Here is a 17,760-nt window from a genome sequence, read left to right as displayed (position 1 = left end):
AGCCGCCCTTTGTCATTGATTACAGAACGAATCCTGTAATCTGTCAAGTAATCTCATCTGACTTCGCGATGAAACATCCCGAAGTTTCAAAGAATTACTCGCCTTTAGCTGCTTTAAATGCTTCAGCCATTGCGTTGTTAGAGAAGTTTGCATCTTCCTGTTTGTTAACAGTTGCGATGGCATCTTTCTCATCAGCTTCGTCTTTCGCACGAACAGACAGGCTGATTGCACGGTTCTTACGGTCAACGCCGGTGAATTTCGCTTCAACGTCGTCACCTACGCTCAGAACCAGTGTTGCATCTTCAACGCGGTCACGGGAAGCTTCAGAAGCGCGCAGGTAACCTTCAACGCCGTCAGCCAGTTCTACGGTTGCGCCTTTCGCGTCAACTGCAGTCACTTTACCGTTTACGATTGCGCCTTTCTTGTTCAGTGCAACCCAGTTGTTGAACGGATCTTCTGCCAGCTGTTTAACGCCCAGAGAGATACGCTCGCGCTCTGCGTCAACCTGCAGAACAACGGCTGCGATTTCGTCGCCTTTTTTGTATTCACGTACTGCTTCTTCGCCTGCAACGTTCCAGGAGATGTCAGACAGGTGAACCAGGCCGTCGATGCCGCCGTCCAGGCCGATGAAGATACCGAAGTCAGTGATAGACTTGATTTTACCTTCAACACGGTCGCCCTTGTTGTGGGTTTCCGCAAACTGCTGCCACGGGTTAGATTTGCACTGCTTCAGACCCAGGGAGATACGACGACGTTCTTCGTCGATATCCAGAACCATCACTTCCACTACGTCGCCAACGTTAACAACTTTGGACGGGTGGATGTTTTTGTTGGTCCAGTCCATTTCGGAAACGTGTACCAGGCCTTCAACGCCTTCTTCGATTTCAACGAAGCAACCGTAGTCGGTCAGGTTGGTCACGCGACCGGTCAGTTTGGTACCTTCCGGGTAACGCTTAGCGATAGCAACCCACGGATCTTCGCCCAGCTGTTTCAGGCCCAGGGATACACGGGTACGCTCGCGGTCGAACTTCAGCACTTTAACAGTGATTTCGTCGCCAACGTTTACGATTTCGCTCGGATGCTTAACGCGTTTCCAGGCCATATCGGTGATGTGCAGCAGGCCGTCAACGCCACCCAGATCAACGAATGCACCGTAGTCAGTGAGGTTCTTAACGATACCTTTAACTTCCATGCCTTCCTGCAGGTTTTCCAGCAGCTGATCGCGCTCTGCGCTGTTTTCGGATTCGATAACGGCACGACGAGAAACAACAACGTTGTTGCGCTTCTGATCCAGCTTGATGACTTTGAACTCAAGCTCTTTGCCTTCCAGGTGCAGCGTGTCGCGCACCGGACGAACGTCTACCAGGGAACCTGGCAGGAACGCACGAATACCGTTCAGCTCAACAGTGAAGCCGCCCTTAACTTTGCCGTTGATAACACCGGTAACAGTTTCAGCATCTTCGTAAGCTTTTTCCAGCGTGATCCATGCTTCGTGACGTTTAGCTTTCTCACGGGACAGCAGGGTTTCACCGAAGCCGTCTTCTACTGCATCCAGAGCAACGTCAACTTCGTCACCCACCTGGATTTCCAGCTCGCCCTGGGCGTTTTTGAACTGCTCAGCCGGGATGGCGGACTCAGATTTCAGACCAGCGTCAACCAGTACTACGTCTTTGTCGATAGCAACAACAACACCGCGAACGATGGAACCCGGACGGGTTTCGATTTCTTTTAAGGATTCTTCAAACAGTTGAGCAAAAGATTCAGTCATGTTTAATCTTCAGGTTTCATATTTAACGTCCATCTGACTCCATGCCGGATGGGGTTGTTTAACATACCCGCTGTCATTCCATTGCAACGGGGGTACTGCAAATTCGGTCGCTTTTAAGCGAGTGCCAGTTTTTGGCGCGCGTATTGTAGCGCTTTTTCAATCACTTGCTCAATGCTTAATCGGGTTGAATCTAAAACTAAAGCATCAGCAGCGGGAACTAACGGCGCTACAGCACGGTTTCGGTCGCGATCGTCGCGTTCTTTGATCTCGGCCAAAAGGCGTTCAAAGTTAACACTAAAGCCCTTTTCCTGCAACTGTAGCATACGGCGATGCGCACGTTCTTCAGAGGAGGCGTCAAGGAAGATTTTCACCGGCGCGTCCGGAAAAACCACCGTCCCCATATCCCGTCCGTCCGCGATCAGGCCAGGCAACTCACGGAAGGCGCGTTGACGACGCAACAGCGCTTCACGTACGCGTGGAAAGGCGGCGACCTGTGACGCAGCGTTCGCCACTTCCTGCGTGCGAATTTCACCGCTCACATCTTCGCCTTCGAGAATCACTTCCAGATTTCCGTTGGTTGAGACAAAGCGCACATCAAGATGGGTCGCCAACGGAACCAGCGCATCTTCAGAGGCGACATCGACATGATGATGCAGCGCCGCCAGCGCTAACACGCGATAGATAGCACCAGAGTCCAGCAGATGCCATTGCAATGCTTCCGCCATTGCCTTGCACAAGGTGCCCTTTCCTGCACCACTTGGGCCATCAATGGTAATTACCGGGGCAATTGCCGTCATCTTTCTCTCCTTAAACAGGCACACCGTTAACGTAAACGCCGCGCATTATACGCGCCAACGCCCACAATCGTTAACGTTGTGTGCAAAAACCCGAATCGTCTGTATTCAGATGAAGAATAATTGCGCAATTATAGCGGGCTGGCGCATAACCAGCCCAAAAGATGACAATGTTTTACTTTTTGTCGGCGGCAATACGGTCGCGCATGTGCTGAGCGCGATCGGCTGAGGCGGGGTGGGAGTCCATCAATGATTTCGCATGCCCCGCGTCCATGGTGGCGAATTTATCGAATGCGGTGACCAGTCCCTGGGTATTTATGCCGCGTTTCTTCAGCAGGTCATAGGAGAAATCATCGGCATCCGATTCCTGGCTGCGGGAGAACGAAGAGTTGATTACCCCTTCGGCCAGGTCGCCGAGTTGAGACTGCGACAGTTTGGACGCCACTCCGCTGGTAGCGGAGAGGGCGTCACGGGCCGCCAACGTTGCATAGGCCGTTTGCATGGCCTTACGGGAATGCCCTAACGAGACGTGGCCTAACTCATGCCCCAGAACGCCTTCGATTTCGTTATCGGTCATCAGATCCATCAGGCCTGAATAGACGCGAACACAGCCGTTCGCCATTGCCCATGCGTTGATCTCACGGGTCATATATACCTTGTAAGATACCGGCGTGCCGTCAATGTTATTGCCCAGCGCTTTCGCGATTTTATTTAGCCGCTTCGTGTATTTGCTCTTAGAACCCGCCAGTTTATTTTCACTGTCCATCTGTTTGCAGGACTCAGCAGACAGCGCTTTGACGTCCGCATCCGAAAGCGTCGCCGCTTTGTAAGCAGCGACGCCGGAACTGGCGAGTAAATCGCCGTTGACGCCATTTTTACAGCCAGCCATTAACGTAGCGGAAATCGCTACCGCCAGCAGCAATGATTTATTTTTCATGCTAATCTTCCAATGATATTTATAATAAAAAGATATAAATCAGGAGGTTAAATCGAGAGGAAGGTAGCATTAGCGATAAGGGTAAATAAAGTACGAAAGCGGACGCAAGCGCGCCAGCGCAAAGGCTGGCGCGAAAGATAATCAGGCGGGAGTGCTAATACGCGCCAACTGCTCGAAATAATCCGGGAAGGTTTTAGCGGTACATTTCGGATCAAGAATGGTCACCGGCGTGTCGGATAACGCCACCAGCGAAAAACACATCGCCATACGGTGATCGTTATAGGTGCCAATTTCAGCAAACTGTAATTTCGCTGGCGGGGTGATGCGAATATAGTCGCGCCCCTCTTCCACTTCCGCCCCTACTTTACGCAACTCGGTCGCCATCGCAAACAGACGGTCGGTCTCTTTGACGCGCCAGTTATAGATGTTACGAAGCGTGGTCGTACCTTTAGCAAACAGCGCCGCCGTCGCAATGGTCATTGCCGCATCGGGAATGTGGTTCATGTCCATATCAACGGCATTTAGCTCACCGCGAGTACAGGCAATAAAATCATCGCCCCAGGTCAGTGTCGCCCCCATTTTTTCCAGCACATCCGCGAAGCGAATGTCCCCCTGCATACTTTTGCGGCCAATACCGGTCACCTTTACCGTCCCGCCTTTAATGGCTCCCGCGGCAAGGAAATAAGAGGCGGATGAAGCATCGCCTTCGACCAGGTAAACACCGGGAGACTGGTATTGCTGACGGCCCTTCACGACAAAACGCTGATAGTGATGGTTTTCAATTTCCACGCCGAAGGTTTTCATCAGATTTAACGTAATGTCGATATACGGCTTCGACACCAGCTCGCCTTTAATGCTGATGATGGTTTCCTGCGACGCCAGAGGGGCCGTCATTAACAGTGCGGTCAAAAACTGGCTGGAAACGCTGCCATCAACCTCAACCTGACCGCCGGTAAAGCCACCGCGCAGACGAAGCGGCGGATAGTTTTCCTGCTCCAGATAGTCAATACAGGCCCCGCCCTGACGCAGCGCATCAACCAGATGACCAATTGGTCGCTCTTTCATACGCGGCTCGCCGGTCAGCACAATGTCGTTTGTACCGAGGCAAAGCGCTGCGGCAAGCGGACGCATGGCCGTTCCGGCGTTGCCCAGAAACAGCTCCAGTGCGCCGGTAGCCTGTAGCGGACCACCGTTGCCGGTGATTTCGCAACGGGTACGATCCGCAGAAAGGGTGTAATTGATCCCCAACGCGCTCAGCGCATTGAGCATATGGCGCACATCATCGCTGTCTAACAGGTTGGTCAGAACGGTGGTGCCATGGGCTAACGCCGCCAGGAGCAAAGCGCGGTTAGACACGCTCTTAGAGCCAGGCAGATTAATGGTGCCATCGACCCGCGCGATGGGTTGTAACGTCAGGGATTCCATGTAATCAACTCTCAAAAAACAAAAATAAAAACCCCACAGACGACGCTGTGGGGATGAAACGCCACACTTATTTAGCCGTGACGACGTTCGAAATCGACCATAAAGTCGGTCAGGGCTTTGACGCCTTCCAGCGGCATCGCGTTATAAATGGACGCACGCATTCCCCCCACCACACGGTGGCCTTTCAGCGCGTGAAGACCTGCCGCAAAAGACTCTTCAAGGAACAGTTTGTCCAGCGCGCTGTCCGCCAACTGGAACGGTACGTTCATGCGGGAACGGTTGGCTTTCGCCACATCGTTGCGGTAGAAATCGCTGTTATCAATCACGCCATACAGCAGTTCGGCTTTCTGTTGATTGATTTTATGCATCGCGTCGACGCCGCCATTCGCCTTCAGCCATTTAAATACCAGGCCGGAAAGATACCAGGCAAAAGTTGGTGGCGTATTAAACATTGAGTCGTTATCGTTCAGAACGGTGTAGTCGAGAATCGACGGGCAACTGGTGTGCGCTTTTCCTAACAGGTCTTCGCGAACGATCACAATCGTCAACCCGGCAGGTCCGATGTTTTTCTGCGCGCCTGAATAGATAACGCCGTAGCGGGAAACGTCTAACGGCGCCGAAAGAATCGTTGAGGAGAAATCAGCCGTCACGACCACATCGGAGGCAAAATTCGGCGTTTCATTAATGGCAATGCCGTCAATGGTTTCATTCGGGCAGTAGTGCATATACGCCGCGTTATCCGAGAGTTGCCATTCGCTCATCGGCTTGACCGCGCGCAGTCCGTCCACGGTGACTTTGGCATCAATCACGTTTGGGGTGCAGTATTTTTTCGCTTCTTTTACCGCGCTGGCCGCCCAGTAACCGGCGTCCACGTAGTCTGCGGTGGTTTTATTTCCCAAAATATTCAGCGGAATAGCCGCAAACTGCCCACGTCCGCCGCCGTGACAGAACAGAACTTTATAATTGGAAGGGATGTTGAGGAGATCGCGAAAATCCTGTTCCGCTTCCGCTGCGACCTGGATAAATTCTTTACCGCGGTGGCTCACCTCCATGACGGAGGTGCCAAGACCGTTCCAGTCGCACAGTTCCTGTTGAGCCTGTTTGAGCACGTCTGCCGGTAACATTGCCGGGCCTGAACTAAAATTGAAAACCTGAGCCATTTCCCCTCACCACGTTGCATTGTTATTCACCCACGCTCTGACGAAGCGCAAAGAGTGGGTTTACGTTATTCCTGTGGATATTGGTTTTATCATTCAGTGATACGCGCCGCAACGGGTAATAATCGGCGCGGTGAAAATGAGTGTTCGCTCACACAACACAATCTGTCGGATTGATGGCGAATGACCGATATTTTTGCTGTCAGAGCACCCTTTTTGCCCGACTGGCCTTCGACCATTCTGGATTCTTGCAGCGCGGACATTCTTGCCTGTCGCCAGCGTTAAGGGTAATGACTTCGCTGCAACGAACGCAGGCGTAATCTCCCGTTTCGGGAACGACATGAAATCGCTCGGTGCAATATTTAGGCAAAATGCTCAGACCGGGTTTTATCTTTTCTTCTTCAAAGAAATAGACGCTGATTTGCCCGTTGGTTTCCAGTATCGCCAGCCGCACCTGACCAAGCTGCTCTACGCCATTCAGACGCAGTTCCATAAAGAACTCAAACTCCGTCATATTGGCATGATTCAGTTTGGACCATGCCAGCTCGCCATCTTCAATGATGACGACCGGTTTCCCCTCCAGTAAATCGCCAATCCTTTCACTACGCGCCATCAGCCACATCGCCAACCGGTAAAGCAGCGCAATTATGATAAAGACCACCAGCACCGGCAGCATTGGGACATCATCATAAAAAGCGACGTCCCCTGCCGCGGAGCCCAGCGTCAAAATAATCAACACTTCAAAAAGCGACATCTGGCGCACGCCGCGCCTTCCCGTCAGCTTAAGAAACAGATAGACCAGTACAAAGGTATAAAGACTACGTAACGCAACCTCGCCCAAAAATTCCAGTGGCACTTTGTCCAGTGCCATCCGTTGTAGATCAAACGCTTTCATTTCTCTGCTCTTATGGTGGTTTACTGCATAAAAGCATAGTCAAAACTTTTATTTCCGCCGCGTTCGTGGCGGCGATAGCGTCAGTCAGATAAAACCCGTATCATTGCGCGCTTTCCGTACGACAAAAGTGATTTTCATGACGCAAACATTTATTCCCGGCAAAGACGCCGCCCTGGAAGATTCCATCGCTCGCTTCCAGCAAAAATTGCTCGATCTCGGTTTCCATATTGAAGAAGCCTCATGGCTGAATCCGGTGCCAAACGTCTGGTCGGTGCACATCCGCGACAAAGAGTGCGCGCTGTGCTTTACCAACGGCAAAGGCGCGACGAAAAAAGCGGCGCTGGCCTCTGCGCTGGGCGAATATTTTGAGCGTCTGTCGACGAACTATTTCTTTGCCGATTTCTGGCTTGGCGATACCATCGCCAACGGCCCGTTTGTGCATTACCCTAACGAAAAATGGTTCCCGCTGAACGACAGTGACGACGTGCCGGAAGGGTTGCTCGACGCGCGTCTGCGCGCTTTCTACGATCCGGAAAACGAACTCACCGGCAGTATGTTGATCGATCTCCAGTCCGGCAACGAGGAACGCGGCGTGTGCGGCCTGCCTTTTACTCGCCAGTCAGATAACCAGACCGTCTATATTCCGATGAACATTATCGGCAATTTGTACGTCTCTAACGGTATGTCCGCCGGTAATACCCGTAATGAAGCGCGAGTCCAGGGACTGTCGGAAGTCTTTGAGCGTTATGTGAAAAATCGCATCATTGCCGAAAGTATCAGTCTGCCGGAGATCCCTGTCGATGTACTGGCGCGCTATCCGTCGGTGGTGGAATCCATTGCGACACTGGAAGCGGAAGGTTTCCCGATCTTTGCCTATGACGGATCGCTGGGCGGCAACTATCCGGTGATCTGCGTTGTCCTGTTCAACCCGGCTAACGGCACCTGTTTTGCCTCTTTTGGCGCCCATCCGGATTTCGGCGTCGCGCTGGAACGTACCGTGACCGAACTGCTGCAGGGCCGTGGACTGAAAGATCTCGATGTGTTTACCCCGCCCACCTTCGACGACGAAGAAGTGGCCGAGCACACTAATCTGGAAACCCACTTTATCGACTCCAGCGGCCTGATCTCGTGGGATCTGTTCAAGCAGGATGCCGACTATCCGTTCGTCGACTGGAACTTCTCTGGCACCACCGAAGAAGAGTTCGCAACGTTAATGGCCATCTTCAACGCCGAAGATAAAGAGGTCTACATCGCCGATTATGAACATCTTGGTGTGTACGCCTGTCGTATCATCGTACCGGGTATGTCTGACATCTATCCCGCCGAGGATCTGTGGCTCGCGAATAACAGCATGGGAACGCATCTTCGCGATACTCTGCTTTCGCTTCCGGGTAGCAACTGGGATAAAGAAGAGTATCTCCGTCTTATCGAGCAGTTAGATGATGAAGGGTTTGATGACTTTACCCGCGTGCGTGAACTGTTGGGCCTGGCGACGGGTCCGGATAACGGCTGGTATACCCTGCGTATTGGCGAGCTGAAAGCGATGCTGGCTCTGGCGGGCGGCGATCTGGAACAGGCGCTTATCTGGACCGAATGGACAATGGAGTTCAACGCGTCCGTCTTTACGCCGGCGCGAGCCAACTATTATCGTTGTCTGCAAACGCTGCTGCTGCTTTCCCAGGAAGAAGAGCGCGAACCGCTGCAATACCTGAACGCCTTTGTGCGTATGTATGGCGCGGATGCGGTAGAAGCGGCAAGCGCGGCGCTGAGCGGTGAAGCGGCCTTCTACGGCCTGCAGCCGGTGGATTGCGATCTTCATGCCTTCGCTTCACACCAGTCTCTGCTGAAAGCGTATGAAAAGCTGCAGCGCGCAAAAGCCGCACACTGGTCAAAATAAAGGCAATTGGCTTACTGACTGTAGGCGTTAATTATCGTCTGAGCTATATTACGGGGCGCTTTACGTGCCCCGTTTTACTTATTTTTGAAGAGCCAAATATAAATGTAATAACAAGGTTAAATATTGGTAGTTGATATTACTATTATTAACCGCTATTTGTTACTTTATTTGGCAATTACTCCATATTAATTAACCGCTCAACAGACCCAGGAAGGAAAAAATTCAACTCATTTGCTAAATTTTAAAATTTATTTTTATTAGGATAATCAATAAATTACACCGAAATCGCATAAAAACCATGCGCTTTACGGGCCTATAAGCCAGGCGAGATATGATCTGTATCAATTTCTCATCTATAATGCTTTGTTAGTATCTCGTCGCCGACTTAATAAAGAGAGAGTTAGTGTGAAAGCTGACAACCCTTTTGATCTTTTACTCCCTGCTGCAATGGCCAAAGTGGCCGAGGAAGCAGGTGTCTATAAAGCAACGAAACATCCGCTTAAGACTTTCTACCTGGCGATTACCGCCGGTGTATTTATCTCCATCGCCTTTGTTTTCTATATCACTGCGACGACCGGCACGGGTACGATGCCCTTTGGTATGGCGAAACTGATTGGCGGTATCTGCTTCTCTTTGGGGTTGATCCTTTGCGTAATTTGCGGCGCTGACCTCTTTACCTCCACCGTTTTGATTGTTGTTGCCAAAGCCAGTGGGCGTATTACCTGGGGCCAGTTAGCGAAAAACTGGCTGAATGTCTATTTTGGTAACCTGGTGGGTTGCCTGCTCTTTGTGCTATTGATGTGGCTTTCCGGCGAGTATATGACCGCCAATGGTCAATGGGGACTCAATGTTCTGCAAACCGCCGACCACAAAATGCACCATACTTTTATTGAAGCCGTCTGTCTCGGCATCCTCGCTAACCTGATGGTGTGCCTGGCCGTATGGATGAGCTATTCAGGTCGTAGCCTGATGGATAAAGCGTTTATCATGGTTTTACCGGTCGCCATGTTTGTTGCCAGCGGTTTTGAGCACAGTATCGCAAACATGTTTATGATCCCGATGGGTATTGTTATCCGTGATTTCGCCACACCGGAATTCTGGACCGCTGTTGGGTCTACTCCGGAAAGTTTTTCTCACCTGACCGTGATGAACTTCATCACTGATAACCTGATTCCGGTTACGATCGGTAACATTATCGGCGGCGGTTTGTTGGTCGGGTTGACATACTGGGTCATTTATCTGCGCGGCAACGATCATCATTAATTCTGATTTTCGCACTGCGCAGTAAATAAAAAATCCACTTAAGAAGGTAGGTGTTACATGTCCGAGCTTAATGAAAAGTTAGCCACAGCCTGGGAAGGTTTTACCAAAGGTGACTGGCAGAATGAAGTAAACGTCCGTGACTTCATCCAGAAAAACTACACTCCGTATGAGGGTGACGAGTCCTTCCTGGCTGGCGCGACTGAAGCCACCACAGCGCTGTGGGACAGCGTAATGGAAGGCGTTAAACAGGAAAACCGCACTCACGCGCCTGTTGACTTTGACACCTCTGTTGCTTCTACCATCACTTCTCACGACGCTGGCTACATTAACAAAGCTCTTGAGAAAATCGTTGGTCTGCAGACTGAAGCGCCGCTGAAACGTGCGATCATCCCGTTCGGCGGTATCAAAATGGTTGAAGGTTCCTGCAAAGCGTACAATCGCGAGCTGGACCCGATGCTGAAAAAAATCTTCACTGAATACCGTAAAACGCACAACCAGGGCGTGTTCGACGTTTATACTCCGGACATCCTGCGTTGCCGTAAATCCGGTGTTCTGACCGGTCTGCCAGACGCATATGGCCGTGGTCGTATCATCGGTGACTACCGTCGCGTTGCGCTGTACGGTATCGACTACCTGATGAAAGATAAATTCGCGCAGTTTACCTCTCTGCAGTCTGACCTGGAGAATGGCGTAAACCTGGAAGCGACGATTCGTCTGCGTGAAGAAATCGCTGAACAGCACCGCGCGCTGGGTCAGATCAAAGAGATGGCGGCGAAATACGGCTGCGATATCTCTGGTCCGGCTACCAACGCTCAGGAAGCTATCCAGTGGACCTACTTCGGCTACCTGGCTGCCGTTAAGTCTCAGAACGGCGCGGCAATGTCCTTCGGTCGTGTCTCCACCTTCCTGGATGCGTACATTGAACGTGACCTGAAAGCGGGCAAAATCACCGAGCAAGACGCTCAGGAAATGATTGACCACCTGGTCATGAAACTGCGTATGGTTCGCTTCCTGCGTACCCCGGAATATGATGAACTGTTCTCTGGCGACCCGATCTGGGCAACAGAATCTATCGGTGGTATGGGCGTAGATGGCCGTACTCTGGTTACCAAAAACAGCTTCCGCTTCCTGAACACCCTGTACACCATGGGTCCTTCTCCGGAGCCGAACATCACCGTTCTGTGGTCTGAAAAACTGCCGCTGAACTTCAAGAAATTCGCCGCTAAAGTGTCCATCGACACCTCTTCTCTGCAGTACGAGAACGATGACCTGATGCGTCCGGACTTCAACAACGACGACTACGCTATCGCATGCTGCGTAAGCCCGATGGTTGTGGGTAAACAAATGCAGTTCTTCGGTGCGCGTGCAAACCTGGCGAAAACCATGCTGTACGCAATCAACGGCGGCGTTGATGAAAAACTGAAAATGCAGGTGGGTCCGAAATCTGAACCGATCAAAGGCGATGTTCTGAACTTTGACGAAGTGATGGACCGTATGGATCACTTCATGGACTGGCTGGCTAAGCAGTATGTCACCGCGCTGAACGTAATCCACTACATGCACGACAAGTACAGCTACGAAGCCTCTCTGATGGCGCTGCACGACCGTGACGTGGTTCGCACCATGGCATGCGGTATCGCAGGTCTGTCCGTTGCGGCTGACTCCCTGTCTGCTATCAAATATGCGAAAGTGAAACCGATTCGTGACGAAGACGGTCTGGCTATCGACTTCGAAATCGAAGGCGAATACCCGCAGTTTGGTAACAACGACGCTCGCGTTGATGACATGGCGGTTGACCTGGTAGAACGTTTCATGAAGAAAATTCAGAAACTCACTACCTACCGTAACGCTATCCCGACTCAGTCTGTGCTGACCATCACCTCTAACGTTGTGTATGGTAAGAAAACCGGTAACACCCCAGACGGTCGTCGTGCTGGCGCGCCGTTCGGACCAGGTGCTAACCCGATGCACGGTCGTGACCAGAAAGGTGCGGTTGCCTCTCTGACCTCCGTGGCTAAACTGCCGTTTGCTTACGCGAAAGATGGTATCTCTTACACCTTCTCTATCGTACCGAACGCACTGGGTAAAGACGACGAAGTTCGTAAGACTAACCTGGCGGGTCTGATGGATGGTTACTTCCATCACGAAGCGTCCATCGAAGGTGGTCAGCACCTGAACGTGAACGTCATGAACCGTGAAATGCTGCTCGACGCGATGGAACATCCGGAAAAATATCCGCAGCTGACCATTCGTGTATCAGGTTACGCAGTACGTTTTAACTCCCTGACGAAAGAACAGCAGCAGGACGTTATCACCCGTACTTTCACTCAGACCATGTAATTCCCTGTCTGACTGAAAAAGCGTAGAATAAAGGCTCCACGTAAGTGGGGCCTTTTTAGCAAATAGCCCGCCTCACAGCCTGGTTTGTCAGCTATCTATACTTTGGGTATCTGCCAAAACAGACTCGACACAGCCCATGAGCTGTGCGCCAACACGGCCCCGGATGGGCCACATCTGGAGAAACACCGCAATGTCAGTTATTGGTCGCATTCACTCCTTTGAATCCTGTGGTACCGTTGACGGCCCGGGCATTCGCTTTATTACCTTCTTCCAGGGCTGCCTGATGCGCTGCCTGTATTGCCATAACCGCGATACGTGGGATACCCACGGCGGTAAAGAAGTTACCGTTGAAGAACTGATGAAAGAGGTGGTGACCTATCGCCACTTTATGAATGCTTCTGGCGGCGGCGTAACGGCATCTGGCGGCGAAGCGATCCTGCAGGCGGAATTTGTTCGCGACTGGTTCCGCGCCTGTAAAAAAGAAGGCATTCATACCTGCCTGGACACCAACGGCTTTGTCCGCCGTTACGATCCGGTTATTGATGAACTGCTGGAAGTGACCGATCTGGTGATGCTCGACCTTAAGCAGATGAACGACGAAATCCACCAGAACCTGGTGGGCGTATCAAACCACCGCACGCTCGAGTTTGCCCGGTATCTGGCGAAAAAAGAGGTTAAGGTCTGGATCCGCTACGTTGTGGTGCCAGGCTGGTCCGACGACGACGACTCCGCGCATCGCCTGGGCGAGTTTACCCGCGATATGGGTAACGTCGAGAAAATCGAGCTGCTGCCCTATCATGAGTTAGGCAAGCACAAATGGGTGGCGATGGGTGAAGAGTACAAACTGGACGGCGTAAAACCGCCGAAAAAAGAGACCATGGAACGCGTGAAAGGCATTCTGGAGCAGTACGGTCATAAGGTGATGTACTAACTCATTGACGCGTTTGGGCCTACGCCAGTAGGCCCGATAAGCGCTGCGCCATCTGGCGCGCCCGCCCCGGCTACGACATAAAATATTGCGAAAGTTTATTCGCCACGCTTTCAATTGAGAAAATACTTTTCTGATGCGCTTTGCGGCACTCAGCATAGCGTTCATCCTGTGCTTCCAGGGCATTGAGCAGTCGGTCTGCAACAAGCATCGCACCGGCTATTTCTGCAAAACCGTACTCACCTTCCCCTTTCAACGCCACCGCCGCCTGCAGATTCCAGTCGGAAAGACGACTCAACGGCGCTATCGTGCCGCGGGTTAGGGAAAGAATTCGCACATTCTGCTGCTTCGCCAGCGTCAGGGCTTGCATCATGTCCGCTGACGACTCTCCGGTATGAACCACAATAATCCCCTGACTCTGCGGGTCGACCATAATGGATGACGTGGCGAGATAAAAACGATCCACGAAACTCGCCGCTTTGCCCATTTTGATCAGGTTCATTTGCAAAAACAGCGCAACGGGTACGGCAGCGCCAACGGCGTAAATCGCGACATTGGTTACCGTATTAAGCCACGCAGCGGCAGCATACAGCTCTTGTTGATTAAGGATGGCGTGGCTGTCGCGAATACTCGACACCACAGCCGCGATCTCCTCATTTCCCTGTTCATCAGGACGCGTTGCCCCCTGCTCAAGCGCCAGTGCCGTTCGGAAGTCGGAAAAGCCTTTAAAGCCGAACGCGCGGCAAAAACGGGTGATACTTCCCTCACTGGTTTCGATGGAATCCGCTAGCTCGGTAATGGTATGCCGCATCACAAAATCAGGGTTCTCCGTCACAAAACGGCCCACCTTTTCCAGAATCGGGCTCAGCCCCGAGGATTCATTTCTGATATTTATCAGCAAGTTAGTATCAATCTGACTCATTTTTCGCCTTTTTGCTCAAAATGCAAACACAATCACATCTTTCAACACGGTGAATGGATAATAATTTTTTTCACTAAATCATCAAGAAAAATAATTATTTTTACACCACAGGAGAAAGCGTATGAAGGGTCTTATTGTCTGTCGCACTGGCATGGGCAGTTCTTTGATGCTCAAAATCAAAGCACAAAAAATCATCGATAAACACGGCTGGGATATTGAACTCGAACATGACGTATTGTCCGGACTTGCCACCTGGCAAGGCATTGACTTTGTTATCACCATGCGCGACCTCACCGATGAAATCGAAGCTGCCGGATTCAAAGCAATCGGCATAACCGACTTGATGAATAGCGAAGAAATGGAAACTGCGCTCACCAGCGTAATTCAGAGCAACTAACCTCTTTCGGAGGCAATATGGATCTCCTCAGGTTTATTGTATTCGACATTTTAGGTGTAACCCCACTCTTAGTTGGATTTATTGCATTAATCGGCCTGTTAATCCAACGTAAGCCCATCGAAAAAGTGCTGTCCGGCACCTTCATAACCATTGTCGGCTTTCTGGTTTTTGCCGGCGGGGCCGGGCTGGCGGTAACCTCTTTGGGCAATTTCCAGACGTTGTTCAGCGATGGTTTTGGGTTGAAAGGGGTAATGCCTTTGGCAGAAGCGCTAACCGGACTGGCGCAAACCAAGTTTGCGATGTGCGTGTCGCTGATTATGGTGATTGGTTTTGGCTGGAACCTGCTTTTCGCCCGCCTGACCCCCTTCAAATATATCTTTCTGACCGGACAGCATAATCTGTACCTCTCAGCGTTGCTGACCGTCACGTTGAAAGCGCTGGGCTATAGCGATGGCATTACGATTATCGTCGGGTCGGTGCTGCTGGGGTTGGCCGCCTGTATTTACCCGGCGATTGCACAGCCCTGGATGCGAAAAATCACCGGCAATGATGAGATCGCAATGGGGCATTACGTTACGCTGGCCTATGCCGCCTCGGGCTGGATCGGCTCGAAAGTTGGCGATCCGAAAGAGTCGACCGAAAAGCTAAATCTGCCCGGCTGGCTGGGGATTTTTAAAGACTATATTGTCTCCGTCTCAATTTCGGTCAGTATCTTCTATTACATCGCGGCGCTGGCGGCCGGTAAAAGCGCAGTGTCCGCCGTCGCGGGCGGAATGCACTGGCTGGTTTACCCCCTGTTTCAGTCGCTGACGTTTACCGCTTCACTGTACATCATCATTACCGGGGTTCGCCTGCTGCTCTCAGAAATCGTGCCGGCATTTCTCGGGATCTCTGAAAAATTCATTCCCAACGCGAAACCGGCGCTCGACTGTCCGGTCGTGTTCCCTTACGCGCCCACCGCCACTGTCCTTGGCTTTATCTCTTCGTTTGTCGGGGGACTCGTCGTGATGGGGCTTCTCGCGCTGGTGGGGCAAACGGTGATCATTCCCGTCGCGATCCCTTACTTCTTTATTGGCGCGACCGCTGCCGTGTTCGGCAATGCTTCTGGCGGCTGGAAAGGCGCCGTGGCAGGCAGTTTTATCACCGGCATTCTCATCGGCATCGGCCCCGCACTGATCTATCCCATCATGGAATCGGTGGGGCTTTCAGGCACCAGCTTCCCGGAAACAGACTTCGTTGCGCTTGGTCTGGTGGTCTATTACATCGGCAAAATGCTGCCCTGATAAGGAGTGAATATGACTATTAATGAACTGAAGTCCCATGCCCGCGCCGCACGTCGCGATATTGTGACCATGATTTATGAATCCGGCATTGGTCACCCAGGCGGCGCGCTTTCCATTATCGACATTCTGACCTGGCTTTATCATCAGGAGATTGACCTGAATATTACGCCCCGGGCAAGGGTGGTGATGAGTAAAGGCCATGCCGTTGCAGCCCAGTACGTCATGCTGTATCAGTTGGGTAAAATCGCCCGCACTGAGTTTGCCACCTTTCGCCAGATCAACTCACGTCTTCAGGGCCATCCAAGCGTGAAGTCGCTGCCGGACGTCGATGCCACTACCGGTCTGCTGGGTCAGGGCCTGTCGGTGGCGCTGGGAATGGCTGCGGCAAAAAAACGCCGTCAGGATCCGCATCGCGTCTTCGCCATTCTCGGCGATGGCGAGATGCACGAAGGCCAGATCTGGGAATCCCTACAACAGGCTGCCCATATGCGAATGGATAATCTGGTCGCCGTCATTGACTACAACGGTTTCTCTTCACACGATCCGGTGAATCAGGTGATCAACCTGGAGCCTCTTGCCGACAAAATTCGCGCGTTTGGCTGGCACGTACTGGAGCTGCAGAATGGCAACGATATGCATCAGGTCGCCGACACATTTCTGCTCTCACGTCATTTGAAAGGCAAACCGGTCGCCATCATCGCCCATACCATTAAAGGCTTCGGCGTGAGTTATATGGAAAACAACGGGGACTGGCACTCTAAAACCCCGACGGCAGAACAATACCAGCAGGCAATGGAGGAGTTACGGTCATGAAAGCACCCCGCGACGAGATTGGCAACGCCCTGCTTGCCCTGAAAGCAAAAGGCTATCCCGTTGTCGTTATCGACAGCGACCTTGCGAGTTCAACCCGAACCGACCAGTTTCAGCAGGTCTGCCCCGACGCGTTTTTCGAAATGGGCATTGCTGAAGGCTCCGCCATGAGTTTTGCTACCGGTCAGGCCCTGGAAGGAAATATTCCGTTCTACGTTAATTTTGCGATGTTTGTCACCGGTACCGCCTGGACACAGTTACGCCAGGCCTGCTATGCCAACGCCAATATCAAGCTGGTTGGTAGTCATCCCGGCATGGATGATGGGCCTGACGGCGCTTCGCATCATGCGTTGGAAGACCTGGCGCTGACGCGGGTACTGCCGGGGATAACCATTCTGACGCCGGGTGATGCTGAGGAAATTGAGGCAGCGTTTGAACAAGCGGCTACGATCCACGGTCCCGTTTATATCCGCGTCGCGCGTGAACCTATGCCTGTCCGTGATAAATCTCGCGTCCCCCGCATCGCTGACATAGCCGCTGTAGAAGATTCCGGCAACGATTTTGCGATCCTCTACGAAGGCACCGTTCTGGAACAGGCAAGTGAAGGTTACGCACAGTTATGCGCAGCGGGTAAGCGAGGCAAACTGATCCATGTCGCCACGCTGAAACCTTTTAACCGTGAACGCTTTCTGCAACTGACCGCGGAGTGTCCGCACATCGCAACCATCGAAAACCACAGCATAACGGGTGGACTGGGGGGACAAGTTGCAGAAGTGCTGGCTGAGGAAGGCATACCCACGCGCTTAAGCCGACTCGGTACGCGGGACATGTTCACGGAGTCAGGTAACAGTCGCCAGCTAAAAGAGAAGTACGGAATTTCAGCATCGGCGCTGTATCAGGTACTGCGTTAAGGAAGCTCGCGAGTCGGATGGCGCAGCCTGAAG

Annotated in this window: 15 protein-coding genes; 8 read left to right on the top strand and 7 right to left on the bottom strand. The window is 52.1% G+C overall.

Annotated elements, in window-relative coordinates; genetic code table 11:
• Window positions 1–94: 94 nt before the first annotated feature.
• The 6 genes from rpsA to OOJ60_RS02155 form a co-directional block, all read right to left on the bottom strand.
• The gene (gene rpsA / locus OOJ60_RS02180; protein WP_042288135.1) at window positions 95–1,768 is read right to left on the bottom strand and encodes a 30S ribosomal protein S1; all 1,674 of its coding nucleotides are present in this window, start codon (window positions 1,766–1,768) and stop codon (window positions 95–97) included.
• A 113-nt stretch (window positions 1,769–1,881) separates the two neighbouring features.
• Complete coding sequence (gene cmk / locus OOJ60_RS02175) at window positions 1,882–2,565, bottom strand: (d)CMP kinase (protein ID WP_042288138.1); 684 nt, start codon at window positions 2,563–2,565, stop codon at window positions 1,882–1,884.
• Window positions 2,566–2,737: 172 nt separating this feature from the next.
• A complete protein-coding gene (locus OOJ60_RS02170; protein ID WP_060569532.1) occupies window positions 2,738–3,499 on the bottom strand; it encodes a M48 family metallopeptidase in 762 nt (253 codons plus the stop codon).
• Between the two features lie 141 nt (window positions 3,500–3,640).
• On the bottom strand, window positions 3,641–4,924 hold the full coding sequence (aroA, locus tag OOJ60_RS02165; protein ID WP_042288144.1) for a 3-phosphoshikimate 1-carboxyvinyltransferase: 1,284 nt from the start codon (window positions 4,922–4,924) through the stop codon (window positions 3,641–3,643).
• Between the two features lie 71 nt (window positions 4,925–4,995).
• Entirely contained in the window at window positions 4,996–6,084 is a 1,089-nt protein-coding gene (gene serC, locus OOJ60_RS02160; RefSeq protein ID WP_060569530.1) for a 3-phosphoserine/phosphohydroxythreonine transaminase, read from the bottom strand.
• 199 nt (window positions 6,085–6,283) lie between these two features.
• Window positions 6,284–6,976: a DUF421 domain-containing protein gene (locus tag OOJ60_RS02155; RefSeq protein WP_205611854.1), complete on the bottom strand. Its 693-nt coding sequence runs from the start codon at window positions 6,974–6,976 to the stop codon at window positions 6,284–6,286.
• Window positions 6,977–7,112: 136 nt separating this feature from the next.
• Here OOJ60_RS02155 and ycaO point away from each other — a divergent pair, with 136 nt between their 5' ends.
• The 4 genes from ycaO (at window position 7,113) to pflA (ending at window position 13,407) form a co-directional block, all read left to right on the top strand.
• Window positions 7,113–8,873, top strand: coding sequence for a 30S ribosomal protein S12 methylthiotransferase accessory factor YcaO (gene ycaO, locus OOJ60_RS02150; RefSeq protein ID WP_205611853.1), 1,761 nt, complete (start codon window positions 7,113–7,115; stop codon window positions 8,871–8,873).
• A gap of 405 nt (window positions 8,874–9,278) precedes the next feature.
• Window positions 9,279–10,136, top strand: coding sequence for a formate transporter FocA (gene focA / locus OOJ60_RS02145; RefSeq protein ID WP_042288150.1), 858 nt, complete (start codon window positions 9,279–9,281; stop codon window positions 10,134–10,136).
• A 57-nt stretch (window positions 10,137–10,193) separates the two neighbouring features.
• Entirely contained in the window at window positions 10,194–12,476 is a 2,283-nt protein-coding gene (gene pflB, locus OOJ60_RS02140) for a formate C-acetyltransferase (RefSeq protein ID WP_042288152.1), read from the top strand.
• A gap of 190 nt (window positions 12,477–12,666) precedes the next feature.
• A complete protein-coding gene (pflA, locus tag OOJ60_RS02135) occupies window positions 12,667–13,407 on the top strand; it encodes a pyruvate formate lyase 1-activating protein (RefSeq protein ID WP_042288154.1) in 741 nt (246 codons plus the stop codon).
• 70 nt (window positions 13,408–13,477) lie between these two features.
• Here the strand turns inward: pflA and OOJ60_RS02130 are convergent, their stop codons facing one another.
• Complete coding sequence (locus tag OOJ60_RS02130; RefSeq protein WP_205611852.1) at window positions 13,478–14,326, bottom strand: MurR/RpiR family transcriptional regulator; 849 nt, start codon at window positions 14,324–14,326, stop codon at window positions 13,478–13,480.
• Between the two features lie 121 nt (window positions 14,327–14,447).
• Here OOJ60_RS02130 and OOJ60_RS02125 point away from each other — a divergent pair, with 121 nt between their 5' ends.
• The 4 genes from OOJ60_RS02125 to OOJ60_RS02110 are packed head-to-tail and all read left to right on the top strand — an operon-like array spanning window position 14,448 to window position 17,727.
• The gene (locus OOJ60_RS02125; RefSeq protein ID WP_181821585.1) at window positions 14,448–14,723 is read left to right on the top strand and encodes a PTS sugar transporter subunit IIB; all 276 of its coding nucleotides are present in this window, start codon (window positions 14,448–14,450) and stop codon (window positions 14,721–14,723) included.
• Between the two features lie 17 nt (window positions 14,724–14,740).
• A complete protein-coding gene (locus OOJ60_RS02120) occupies window positions 14,741–16,006 on the top strand; it encodes a PTS ascorbate transporter subunit IIC (protein WP_205611851.1) in 1,266 nt (421 codons plus the stop codon).
• A gap of 12 nt (window positions 16,007–16,018) precedes the next feature.
• Entirely contained in the window at window positions 16,019–16,819 is an 801-nt protein-coding gene (locus tag OOJ60_RS02115) for a transketolase (protein ID WP_205611850.1), read from the top strand.
• Window positions 16,816–17,727, top strand: a complete 912-nt coding sequence (locus tag OOJ60_RS02110; protein WP_205611849.1) for a transketolase family protein — start codon at window positions 16,816–16,818, stop codon at window positions 17,725–17,727. Before OOJ60_RS02115 ends, OOJ60_RS02110 begins: the two co-directional genes overlap by 4 nt.
• The last annotated feature ends 33 nt before the right edge of the window (window positions 17,728–17,760 follow it).

The sequence above is a fragment of the Citrobacter sp. R4 genome, assembly GCF_026719175.1.
Classification (GTDB): Bacteria; Pseudomonadota; Gammaproteobacteria; order Enterobacterales; family Enterobacteriaceae; genus Citrobacter_A; species Citrobacter_A sedlakii.
The sequence above is the reverse complement of the archived record's forward strand: the minus strand, read 5'-3'. Positions and strand labels throughout refer to the sequence as shown.

What these genes read in the sequence shown, in the direction of transcription:
- OOJ60_RS02170 (WP_060569532.1), bottom strand. Translation starts at nt 3,499, where the DNA reads ATGAAAAATAAATCATTGCTGCTGGCGGTAGCGATTTCCGCTACGTTA.
- OOJ60_RS02125 (WP_181821585.1), top strand. Translation starts at nt 14,448, where the DNA reads ATGAAGGGTCTTATTGTCTGTCGCACTGGCATGGGCAGTTCTTTGATG.
- pflB (WP_042288152.1), top strand. Translation starts at nt 10,194, where the DNA reads ATGTCCGAGCTTAATGAAAAGTTAGCCACAGCCTGGGAAGGTTTTACC.
- OOJ60_RS02155 (WP_205611854.1), bottom strand. Translation starts at nt 6,976, where the DNA reads ATGAAAGCGTTTGATCTACAACGGATGGCACTGGACAAAGTGCCACTG.
- OOJ60_RS02130 (WP_205611852.1), bottom strand. Translation starts at nt 14,326, where the DNA reads ATGAGTCAGATTGATACTAACTTGCTGATAAATATCAGAAATGAATCC.
- OOJ60_RS02120 (WP_205611851.1), top strand. Translation starts at nt 14,741, where the DNA reads ATGGATCTCCTCAGGTTTATTGTATTCGACATTTTAGGTGTAACCCCA.
- cmk (WP_042288138.1), bottom strand. Translation starts at nt 2,565, where the DNA reads ATGACGGCAATTGCCCCGGTAATTACCATTGATGGCCCAAGTGGTGCA.
- OOJ60_RS02110 (WP_205611849.1), top strand. Translation starts at nt 16,816, where the DNA reads ATGAAAGCACCCCGCGACGAGATTGGCAACGCCCTGCTTGCCCTGAAA.
- pflA (WP_042288154.1), top strand. Translation starts at nt 12,667, where the DNA reads ATGTCAGTTATTGGTCGCATTCACTCCTTTGAATCCTGTGGTACCGTT.
- aroA (WP_042288144.1), bottom strand. Translation starts at nt 4,924, where the DNA reads ATGGAATCCCTGACGTTACAACCCATCGCGCGGGTCGATGGCACCATT.
- serC (WP_060569530.1), bottom strand. Translation starts at nt 6,084, where the DNA reads ATGGCTCAGGTTTTCAATTTTAGTTCAGGCCCGGCAATGTTACCGGCA.
- ycaO (WP_205611853.1), top strand. Translation starts at nt 7,113, where the DNA reads ATGACGCAAACATTTATTCCCGGCAAAGACGCCGCCCTGGAAGATTCC.
- rpsA (WP_042288135.1), bottom strand. Translation starts at nt 1,768, where the DNA reads ATGACTGAATCTTTTGCTCAACTGTTTGAAGAATCCTTAAAAGAAATC.
- OOJ60_RS02115 (WP_205611850.1), top strand. Translation starts at nt 16,019, where the DNA reads ATGACTATTAATGAACTGAAGTCCCATGCCCGCGCCGCACGTCGCGAT.